Below are 9,742 nucleotides of genomic sequence, written 5' to 3' on the forward strand. Positions count from 1 at the left end.
CATGGCAATCGAAATCAACGGCACCGCCGCCCCGGCCACACCCCGCCCGGGCCAGTGCCTGCGCACGTTCCTGCGCGAACAGGGCAACTTCGGGGTCAAGAAAGGCTGCGACGGCGGCGACTGCGGTGCCTGCACCGTCCACGTGGACGGCGCCCCCGTACACAGCTGCATCTACCCGGCCGTCCGCGCCGACGGCAAGGCGGTCACCACCATCGAAGGGCTCACCGGGACGTCCGGTGCAGCGGGAGGTGCGCTGCACCCCGTGCAGGAGCAGTTCCTGGCCGAACAGGGCTTCCAGTGCGGCTTCTGCACCGCCGGCATGATGATGACCGCAGCCACCTTCGACGACGAACAGAAAGCCAACCTGCCCCGCAGCCTCAAGGGCAACCTCTGCCGCTGCACCGGCTACCGTTCCATCGCGGACGCAGTGTGCGGAACCCACGGCAAGCACAATCACGACGGCGGCGCGGCAGCTGGCGCGGTCCGTCCGGCTTCCGCGGGCGGAACCACCGCCGCCGGCACCGCAGTGAGCAATACCGCCGCCGGCACCACGGCAGCCCCCGCCGGGCAGCTCGGCGACAACGTGCCTGCCCCGGCGGGCCTCGCCGTCGTCACCGGCACCGCCCGCTACACCCTGGACGTCCCCGCCGACGAGCTAGAAGGCCTGCTGCACCTGAAGCTGCTGCGCTCACCCCACGCGCACGCGCGGATCGTATCCATCGACAGGACGGCCGCACTCCAGGTGCCCGGCGTCGTCGCGGTCTTCACCCACGAGGACGCCCCGGCGCAGCACTTCTCCACCGCCCAGCACGAGCTCTACACCGACGATCCCGACGACACCCGCGTCCTCGATGACGTGGTCCGGTTCATCGGCCAGCGGGTGGCCGCCGTCGTGGCCGAATCCGTGAGTGCCGCCGAGGCCGGGGCCCGCGCCCTGCAGGTGGAATACGAGCTGCTGGACACCGTCTTCAGCCCGCAGGACGCCATGCTCCCCGGCGCCCCGGCACTGCACGGGGACAAGGACGCCGTGAAGGCCCGGATCTCGCGGCCGCGGCAGAACGTCGTGGCCGAGCTGCACTCGGAGCTGGGCAGTGTGGCGGGCGGTTTCGCCGCTGCCGACTTCATCCATGAGCACACGTACAGGACTCAGCGCGTGCAGCACGTCGCCCTGGAAACGCACTCCTCCATCGCCTGGCTCGATGAAGAAGACCGCCTCGTGGTCCGTACCTCCAGCCAGGTCCCGTTCCTGGTCCGGCGCACACTGGGCCGCGTGTTCGACCTGCCGGAGGAGCGCATCCGCGTGGTGGCCGGCCGCGTGGGCGGCGGCTTCGGCGGCAAGCAGGAAGTGCTCACCGAGGACCTCGTAGCCCTCGCCACGCTCACGCTGCGCCGGCCCGTGCAGGTGGAGTTCACCCGCACGGAGCAGTTCACCGCCACCACCACGCGGCACCCCTTCACCATCAAACTCAAGGCCGGCGCCAGCAAGGACGGTCTCCTCACCGCGCTGCAGCTGGACGCGGTCACCAACACCGGCGCCTATGGCAACCACGCCCCCGGTGTGATGTTCCACGGCTGCGGCGAATCGCTGGCCGTGTACAAGTGCGCCAACAAGAAAGTGGACGCGCATGCCGTCTACACCAACACCGTGCCAGCCGGGGCCTTCCGCGGCTACGGGCTGAGCCAGATGATCTTCGCGATCGAGTCGGCCATCGATGAACTGGCTGTCGGCATCGGCATGGATCCCCTGGAATTCCGGCGCCGGAACATGGTGCGCGAAGGCGATGACATGCTCTCCACCAACCCCGAGCCCGAGGAGGACGTCCACTACGGCAGCTACGGCCTGGACCAGTGCATCTCCCTGGTGCGTGATGCCTTGGACCGCGGCAAGCAGCGCTACCGCGACGCCGGCCTCGATGACCTCGGTCCGGACTGGGTTACCGGCGAAGGTTCCGCGCTGTCCATGATCGACACCGTCCCGCCCCGCGGCCACTTCGCCCACACCCGCGTGAGCCTGCTCCCGGACGGCACGTTCGCGGCCGACGTCGGGACCGCCGAATTCGGCAACGGCACCACCACGGTGCACGCGCAGCTGGCCGCGACGGCGCTCGCCACCACAGCGGGCAAGGTGGCCGTGCGGCAGTCCGATACCGACCTGGTGGAGCACGACACCGGTGCGTTCGGTTCGGCCGGGACGGTGGTGGCCGGCAAGGCCACCCTGATGGCGGCTACCGAACTGGCCTCCCGGATGGTCACCGTCGCCGCGGCGCTGACCGGCGTTCCGGAGACCGAGTGCGTGCTCGACTACGGCGGCGTGGACTGTGCCGGGCGGCGGGTTCCGCTCGCAGACATCCACGACGCCGCGCGGCACCAGGGCGTGCAGCTCGCCGTCGAGGGCAACTGGGACGGGACCCCGCGATCGGTCGCGTTCAACGTCCACGGGTTCCGGGTGGCGGTCAACACCGGCACGGGGGAGCTACGGATCCTGCAGAGCGTGCAGGCAGCCGACGCCGGCGTGGTGGTTAATCCGCGGCAGTGCCGCGGCCAGATCGAGGGAGGCATCGCGCAGGCGCTGGGCGCTGCACTGTATGAGGAGGTCCGGGTGGACGACGCCGGCCGGGTCACCACGGACATCCTGCGGCAGTACCACATCCCGTCCTTCGCGGACGTGCCGCGCAGCGAGGTCTACTTCGCCTCCACCAACGACCAGGTGGGCCCGCTCGGGGCGAAGTCCATGAGCGAAAGCCCGTTCAACCCGGTGGCCCCGGCCCTGGCCAATGCGATCCGGAACGCCACGGGGGTCCGGTTCGCGGAGCTGCCGATCGGCCGGGACAAGATCTACCTGGGTCTGAAGGACGGAGGGCTGGTTCCCTCCCGCTGACACCATTGCTGACCGTTTGTGACCGGCCGTGATCCGGCGACCCCTTGACTGATGCGTGACCTAGGTCATACCGTTATTTCACTACTCGATACCCATCTTCCGCATTGTGGAAATTGCAATGACGCTCCTGCCGGTAGTTTCCGGCGCGAATCCCATTGCGGAACGCATGGAAGACCTCTTCAAGAAGTGAGATAACGATGCAAACACCACCGTTGACCGGCGTTGACCCGGCACCCGAGACAGAAGCTGACCTGGGCAAAGCGGCCCACCCCTCTATGGGTGTCGACGCGCTTTGTGATTCAGCCACCGCCGTCTCAGGCCAGGCCATCAGCCCCACCTTGTACAACGTAGACCTTGCCCCCACCAAGCGTGAAGGCCGCCGGTGGACCGGCTATAGCATCTTCACGCTCTGGGCCAACGACGTCCACAGCCTCGGCAACTATGCCTTCGCCATCGGCCTCTTCGCCCTTGGGCTTGGAGGCTGGCAGATCCTCCTTGCCTTGGGCATCGGAGCCGTGCTGCTCTTTGCCCTGCTCAACTTCTCCGGCTTCATGGGGGTCAAGACCGGTGTACCGTTCCCGGTCATGAGCCGGATCAGCTTCGGTATCCGCGGTGCCCAGATCTCCAGCCTGCTCCGCGGCGCCGTCGCCATCGCCTGGTTTGGGATCCAGACGTACCTGGCCTCGGTGGTCCTCCGCGTAATGCTCGTGGCCATGGTGCCCTCCCTCAAGGAGCTGGATGGCAACTCCATTATGGGCCTGTCCACACTCGGCTGGATTGCCTTCGTTGCACTGTGGATCGTCCAGCTGGTCATCGTCAGTTTCGGCATGGAAATGATCCGCAAGTATGAGGCCTTCGCCGGGCCCATCATCCTGGTGACCATGGCTGCCATCGCCATCTGGATCTTCGCGGAAGCCGGCGGCTCCATCGCCTGGGCACCGGACAATGCGCTCGAAGGCGCCGACATGTGGCGCACCATCTTTGCCGGCGGCGCACTGTGGGTCTCCATCTACGGAACCTTCGTCCTGAACTTCTGCGACTTCACACGCTCGGCGGTCTCCAAGAAGGCCGTGGTCCGCGGAAACTTCTGGGGCATCCCCATCAACATGCTGGTCTTCGGTGCCATCGTGGTCGTCATGGCAGGCGGCCAGTTCAAAATCAGCGGCAAGATCATCGAGAGCCCCTCGGACATCGTCCAGACCATCCCGAACACGCTCTTTCTTGTCCTGGCCTGCCTGGCCCTGCTGATCCTGACCATCGCCGTGAACCTGATGGCCAACTTCGTGGCCCCCGTCTATGCACTGACGAACCTGTTCCCCAAGCACCTGAACTTCCGCAAGGCGGCCTGGGTCAGCGGTACGATCGGCCTCATCATCCTTCCCTGGAACCTCTACAACAACCCCTTGGTCATTGTGTACTTCCTCGGCGGATTGGGCGCGCTGCTGGGGCCCCTGTTCGGCGTGGTCATGGCAGACTACTGGCTGCTGCGCCGCGGCAAGGTCAACGTGCCGGAGCTCTACATCGAGTCGCCCACGGGAGCCTACTTCTACAAAAAGGGTTACAACCCTAAGGCGATCATGGCACTGATACCGGCTGCCACCGTCGCCCTCGTGATCGCTTTTGTCCCGGCCTTCGAGGGAGCCGCCCCGTTCTCCTGGTTCTTCGCAGCCGGCATCGCGGCAGTGGTGTACTACCTGATTGCGGATCGCAGGCAGCAGTTCGACGACGTCGACGGCGAGCCCATCGCCATCGTCAGCACCCACTAACCAACCCGTCCCGAAAGGGGAAAGCACCATGCGCATCCTTGTGGCCAACGTCAACACCACACAGTCCATGACCGACTCCATCGCCGCCTCGGCCCGCAGTGTGGCGGCACTCGGAACGGAAATCATTGGAATCACGCCCCGCTTTGGTGCCGATTCCTGCGAGGGAAACTTTGAGAGTTACCTCGCCGCGATCGCGGTGATGGACGCCGTGGTCAACTATCCGGAGCCGTTCGACGCGGTCATCCAGGCCGGCTACGGCGAGCACGGCCGCGAAGGGCTCCAGGAGCTCCTGGACGTTCCGGTGGTGGACATCACCGAGGCGGCCGCGAGCACCGCGATGTTCCTGGGCCACAAGTACTCCGTGATCACCACCCTGGACCGGGCCGTGCCGCTGATCGAGGACCGGCTGAAGCTGGCCGGCCTAGACGCCCGGTGCGCCTCGGTCCGGGCCAGCGGCATGGCCGTCCTGGAACTGGAGGAGGAGCCGGAGCGCGCTGTGGAAGCCATCATCGAACAGGCGCTGCTGGCTGTCCGCGAGGACAAGGCGGAAGTCATTGTCCTGGGGTGCGGCGGCATGGCCGGTCTGGACGAGGAAATCCGGAAGCGTGCCGGAGTCCCCGTGGTGGACGGCGTGGCTGCTGCCGTCACCATCGCTGAATCGCTGGTCCGGCTGCGGCTGAGCACCTCAAAGGTCCGGACCTACGCCACCCCGCGGCCCAAGACCGTCATAGGCTGGCCAATAACGGCAGCGGACGTGCCCGCTGCGCCTTAGCCCGGCCATCAACTCAAGGAGCGACCCATGACTGCAACCCACCGGCCCGCACATCCCCACCGGCCGGCACCGGTCGCCGTCGTGACCGGTGCAGGCTCCGGGATTGGCAGGGCGGTGGCGCGGCTCATGCTGGCCGACGGGTACCGCGTGGTGTTGGCCGGCCGCCGTGAGGCTCCGCTGCTGGAGTCCGCGGCCGGCCACCGCCAGGCGCTGACGGTGCCCTGCGACGTGACAATGCCCGACGACGTCGAGCGCCTTTTCGCTGCGGCTCTCGGAAAGTGGGGGAGAGTTGACGTCCTGTTCAACAACGCGGGCGTGTTCGGCCCGGCCGCGTCGGTGGATGAAATCAGCGCGGCCGACTGGGACGCGGTGGTGGCAGTGAACCTGACCGGCTCCATGCTCTGCGCCGCCGCTGCCGTACGGGCCATGAAATCCCAGGAGCCGCAGGGTGGCCGGATCATCAACAACGGGTCCATTTCAGCGCATTCGCCGCGGCCGCGGACGGTGGCCTACACGGTCACCAAGCACGCCATGACGGGCCTGACCAAAAGCATCGAGCTGGACGGCAGGGGCTTCGGCATCACCTGCGGCCAGATCGACATCGGCAACACGGCCACGGACATCATGTCCACCATCGGCGTGGACTCCGGCGCCCTGCAGGCTGACGGCAGCCGCAGGGTGGAGCCCACTTTCCCGGTGCAGGACGCCGCGCGAGCCGTGCTCCTGATGGCCGGCATGCCGTCGTCGGCCAGTGTGGGCTCGGTGGTGATCACTGCTGCGGGAATGCCGTTCATCGGCCGGGGGTAGCTAGATGTACTGACCGGACACGTTGATCAATCGTGAGAAGGGCGGCTGGCTGCCGCATGCGGTGTGGGGTCGGTGAGGGTTGTAGTAGTGCAGCCAGCCATGTAGCTCCCCACGACGCTCAGCCTTGGAGGTATAGCAGCGGGCGTAGGCCCAGCCGTCGGCCAGTGTGCGGTGGAAGCGCTCGATCTTGCCGTTCGTCTGTGGGCGATACGGGCGGGTGCGCTTGTGCTTGATTTCAAGTTCGGCGCAGGTGTCCCGCCACACGTGTGAGCGGTAGGCGCCACCGTTGTCAGACAGAACGCGCTCGACGGTGATGCCCCGCTGGTTGAACCACTCGACAGCGCGAACGAGCGCCGCTGTGGCAGTTTGGGCGGTTTCGTCATCATGGATTTCGGCGTAGGCGACGCGGGAATGGTCGTCGATGACGGTGTGGACGTAGGCGTAGCCCAGAAGTGGGTCACTGTGTTTGTTGCGCGGCTTGCCGGGTGTCTTGGCGCGGTTCTTCTCGCCTTGTCGGCGGCCAACGTAGCGCCAGCCTCCGCCGTCGGGGATGTTGCCGAGCTTTTTCACATCTACATGGATCATGGAGCCGGGGTGGTCATGCTCGTATCGACGGATCGGTTCACCGGTAGCACGGTCGACATGCGACATGCGACAGGTGGTTCAGGTGAACCGAGGTGAGGATGCGGTGAACCGTCGACGGGGCAATCCCAAACGGAAAGCCAACTGAACGGGCCCCTCGGGGAGACGCAAACGAAGGGTGATGCATCGACGACTGGTCTTCGCGCTGGTTTTGTTCGGCGAGTGGTGTGGCCGCGAGGATCGGTCCTGCATCGACTGGTCTACTCGGTACCGCTCGACCCATCTCTTGACCGTGGGCCACAAGACCTGGAATCGGGCGGCAACTTCGCTGATCGGCCAACCGTCATCGACGACGAGGCGGGCGACCTTTAGCCGGTGGCGCGGTGTGAGGGCAGCGTTTGGGTGGGTCATGAATTCCCTCGGAGACGGAAAGGGGCCAGCCGGATTCGGCTGCTCGAGCAGGGCACGTAGTGTCAGCCGGCCGCTAAACTGTTCCGCCGATGACCAACAAGTTCATGTGCCTGGTCAGCCGGTCCGGTCTGAATCGGACGGGTCCGCCGCTGTCAGCGAGCCGGAGTGGGCGCGTGCGGTGGGGTCCCTGCGGACCTTGATCAGGCTTGCGACTGTGGTCACTGTCAGGATGACTGCGATGACGATGAGGCTGATGTTGGTGCTGATCTCCGGCACGCGGCCATCGATGCCGTGCCCCCAGTGCAGAACAAGTTTCACGCCGATGAATGCCAGAATAAGCGCCAGACCTGTGGAGAGGTAGACCAGGCGGTCCAGAAGCCCCTTAACGAGGAAGAACAGGGCCCGCAGCCCTAGCAGGGCGAAGGCATTGGCGGTGAAGACAATATACGGTTCGGCGGTAATACCGAAAATAGCCGGGATTGAGTCGAGCGCGAACAGCAGGTCGGTGCTGCCGATTGCGAGCAGCACAATAAACAGGGGCGTCACTGCCCTACGGCCGGCGCTGCGCGTGAACATCCGCCCGCCCTCGTAGTCCTTTGTGACGGTCAGCGCGCGGCGGGCCACACGGACCAGCACGTTGTCATGGACATCCGGGTCGGCGTTGCGGTGCCGGTAAAGCTGCACAGCCGTCACAATCAGGATCAGGCCGAAGATCAGGAACATGAAGGAGAACAGCTGGAGCAGTGCTGCGCCCAGTGCGATGAAGATCGCCCGCAGGACCAGGGCCAGTGCTATGCCGAAAATCAGGACTTTCTGCTGGTACTTCTCGGGGACGGCGAAGGTCGACATGATGATCACGAAGACGAAGAGGTTATCGATGGAGAGGCTTTTCTCGACGATATAACCCGCGAAGTATTCTGCGCCGAAGTCCCAGCCCACCTGCATTGCGAAGACCAGTCCGAAGGCAATGGCCACGGCAATATAGAGAATCGATGAAATTGCGGCCTCGCGGAACTTCACGACGTGCGGCCGTGCGGCAGCCAGTCCAAGATCCAGGGCGAGCAGCCCGAGAATAAGTCCGATGGTGATAGTCCAGCGAAGTACACTGACTTCGAGCATTGGTGGCCTTTCTTGTCATCAACTGAAACTGGCTGCTTGCTTTCCCTGCGCTCCCGGCCGCCGACCGGGCGCCTGCGGGTCCGATGGACTATTGTCCTTGAAATGGCAACCAAGGATTTTGACTCAGGGACACCCGCCGGGGCCGCCGCCGAGACGCAGTGGACGTTCCTCACCAACCATGCCCACGTCCTGCTCACTATCGCCCGCGATCCGCAGATCCGGATGCGCGACGTCGCCACCCGGGTGGGCGTTACGGAGCGTGCTGCGCAAAAGATAACTGCTGACCTTGTGGAGGCCGGCTATATCACCAGAACCCGTGCCGGACGGCGCAACAGCTACACCGTCGCCACCGGTCGTCCTCTCCGCCATCCCCTCGATGCCGGCCACGAACTGGACGAACTCCTCGCGGTCCTCGTCCCGGAATCCACCTCCCAACCCTAGACACATGAACTACAGTTCGCTAATCTGAGTTCAGTAGTTGAATCATACGCTACCTGCATCAGGTGGCGGGATGGCCGGCCGGAGTGTCTTCGGCACGGCCGAGCTGAGTCGGTCTGGAAGGAGCTCGCTCTTGAATAATCGAGAGGCACATGTCAGACCGCCACCTCCAGCCGGTGTTCCCGCCACCACTGCGGATTCCGCAGGGCCGGTGCATCTCGTCGTCGTGGCCGAGTCCGACGCCGCAGACATTCTGGTCGCGGCGGCCGCACAGGCGCGCAGCGCCGGTGCCCGCCTGCTGATCGCTCTCGCCCGGCCCCGTTTGGGCTTCACAACCGACGCCGCCCTGGTCCGGTCCGTCATCGCACGCAGGCAACAGGAGGTGCTCCGATTGGAGCGCCTCGCGCACCAGGCCCTGGACCACACCGGAGTCACATTTGAAACTGTCCTGATGACCTACCGGGGCGGCGGCTCTGAGTCCGGGCGGACCCGTCGCATTGCCTCAGCAGTGAATCACCTGGCCCTCGGCCGCGGGGCCATCGCCTGCCGGCAACCGGCGTTGTTGCGACCTCCGACAGCATGGAGAACCATCAGTGAGCCATGAAAAGTCGGTTGATGGACTGAATCCGGCACCGGGCAACAGCATCGTCGTAGGGCACGATGGATCTGACGGTGCAGATTATGCATTGGCCACGGCTCTTGGGCTCGCGGACGAGCTGCAGGTCGCTGTCGTCATCGTCCTCGTGCGGGCCTGGTCTCTCTCCACTGCCCCGCGGCCGCCCGATTGGGAGTTCGGGTACGTGTCGTCGTTTGATAAGTACGCAGCGGCCGTATATGAGGAGCTCGTGCAGGATGCACGCATCACCCTCGACAAATACCCCATGGTCCCCATTAGCCCGGGGTTTTCATGAGGGTGGCGCCCGCCGGGTGTGTTAAAGCGACGAAAGGTGCTTCTGAGCTGGGAAAATA

The 9,742-nt window shown here is 65.3% G+C and carries 8 protein-coding genes and 1 pseudogene; 7 read left to right on the top strand and 2 right to left on the bottom strand.

Annotation, left to right across the window (positions count from 1 at the left end):
- Position 1 precedes the first annotated feature (1 nt).
- From CXR02_RS19605 to CXR02_RS19620, 4 genes are all read left to right on the top strand, one after another.
- On the top strand, positions 2 to 2,878 hold the full coding sequence (locus CXR02_RS19605; RefSeq protein WP_104063506.1) for a molybdopterin-dependent oxidoreductase: 2,877 nt from the start codon (positions 2 to 4) through the stop codon (positions 2,876 to 2,878).
- Between the two features lie 275 nt (positions 2,879 to 3,153).
- Positions 3,154 to 4,644 carry an NCS1 family nucleobase:cation symporter-1 gene (locus CXR02_RS19610; protein ID WP_258061137.1) on the top strand — a complete coding sequence of 497 codons (1,491 nt, stop codon included), beginning with the start codon at positions 3,154 to 3,156 and terminating at the stop codon, positions 4,642 to 4,644.
- A gap of 28 nt (positions 4,645 to 4,672) precedes the next feature.
- Complete coding sequence (locus tag CXR02_RS19615; protein ID WP_104063508.1) at positions 4,673 to 5,416, top strand: aspartate/glutamate racemase family protein; 744 nt, start codon at positions 4,673 to 4,675, stop codon at positions 5,414 to 5,416.
- A 27-nt stretch (positions 5,417 to 5,443) separates the two neighbouring features.
- On the top strand, positions 5,444 to 6,223 hold the full coding sequence (locus tag CXR02_RS19620) for an SDR family oxidoreductase (protein WP_104063509.1): 780 nt from the start codon (positions 5,444 to 5,446) through the stop codon (positions 6,221 to 6,223).
- Here the strand turns inward: CXR02_RS19620 and CXR02_RS19625 are convergent.
- Positions 6,224 to 7,216 (bottom strand): annotated as a pseudogene (locus CXR02_RS19625) (IS481 family transposase).
- A gap of 114 nt (positions 7,217 to 7,330) precedes the next feature.
- Positions 7,331 to 8,335: a TerC/Alx family metal homeostasis membrane protein gene (locus CXR02_RS19630; protein ID WP_104063510.1), complete on the bottom strand. Its 1,005-nt coding sequence runs from the start codon at positions 8,333 to 8,335 to the stop codon at positions 7,331 to 7,333.
- Between the two features lie 102 nt (positions 8,336 to 8,437).
- On the opposite strand from CXR02_RS19630, the gene CXR02_RS19635 reads away from it, so the two are divergent.
- From CXR02_RS19635 to CXR02_RS19645, 3 genes are all read left to right on the top strand, one after another.
- Entirely contained in the window at positions 8,438 to 8,776 is a 339-nt protein-coding gene (locus tag CXR02_RS19635; protein ID WP_104063511.1) for a helix-turn-helix domain-containing protein, read from the top strand.
- A gap of 130 nt (positions 8,777 to 8,906) precedes the next feature.
- Positions 8,907 to 9,377, top strand: a complete 471-nt coding sequence (locus tag CXR02_RS19640; RefSeq protein WP_146072571.1) for a hypothetical protein — start codon at positions 8,907 to 8,909, stop codon at positions 9,375 to 9,377.
- Positions 9,367 to 9,684: a universal stress protein gene (locus tag CXR02_RS19645; RefSeq protein ID WP_181037299.1), complete on the top strand. Its 318-nt coding sequence runs from the start codon at positions 9,367 to 9,369 to the stop codon at positions 9,682 to 9,684. The genes CXR02_RS19640 and CXR02_RS19645 overlap by 11 nt, the downstream gene beginning before the upstream one ends.
- Positions 9,685 to 9,742: the final 58 nt, after the last annotated feature.

The organism is Arthrobacter sp. 4R501, from assembly GCF_002929755.1.
Lineage (GTDB): Bacteria > Actinomycetota > Actinomycetes > Actinomycetales > Micrococcaceae > Arthrobacter.